Source organism: Oleiphilus sp. HI0132 (assembly GCF_001635845.1).
This window is the reverse complement of record NZ_LWGJ01000756.1, coordinates 1-654: the sequence shown is the minus strand read 5'-3', so window position 1 is coordinate 654 and position 654 is coordinate 1. Positions and strand designations below refer to the sequence as shown.

Sequence of the window (654 nt, the reverse complement as noted above, 5' to 3'; positions counted from 1 at the left end):
ATGTCTGTTTACGGCCTTAATTTCTCCTGGAAAGGGAGCTTGTGTCAAAGCGATGTTATTAATATTAACAGTGATGCATCGCAAACAAAGGTATCGATGTCAGAACTCGATATTTACTGTCTTGCTCAATTGGGGCTCGCGTCTGGGCTTTTGTCAGATAATCTTCATGATCGTCTTGAGATTAGTCAGCCAGAAGGGCAACTAAAAAACGCCTGGATCAATATCGAACATCAAAAAGACGCCTCATCATTTACCTTTGAAGCTGAGCTTGATCAGGTCTCTCTAGATGCTTATGAAGGAACACCCTCCGGGATGGGTATCAATGGATATGTATTTGCTGATAATCAGGGAGGCTTCGTAAACTTTTCAAGTCATGACTTTGAGCTGGGTTTCCCGGAATTATTTCTTGAGCCTTGGACGATGGCAAAGGCTGATGGTTACGTTGCGTGGGATATTCAAGAAGACGGCGTAGACGTTTATTCTGATGGCTTGCGCTTGGTGCAACAAGACGGAGGTTTGGTATATGGTGATTTTTCTATAAGGCTAAACGGAGAGGGCGATGAAGATTACTTGGATTTAGCCATTGCTCTTCAAGATCTTAGTGCTCCCAGCGCTCCGTCTTTTGTGCCTTACTATATTGTTGGTTCAGGTCTA

The 654-nt window shown here is 43.6% G+C and carries 1 protein-coding gene; it reads left to right on the top strand.

The annotated features are described in order from the left end of the window. Positions 1-39: 39 nt before the first annotated feature. The coding region (locus tag A3766_RS08930; RefSeq protein ID WP_156508803.1) for a hypothetical protein at positions 40-654 on the top strand (615 nt) is incomplete at its 3' end.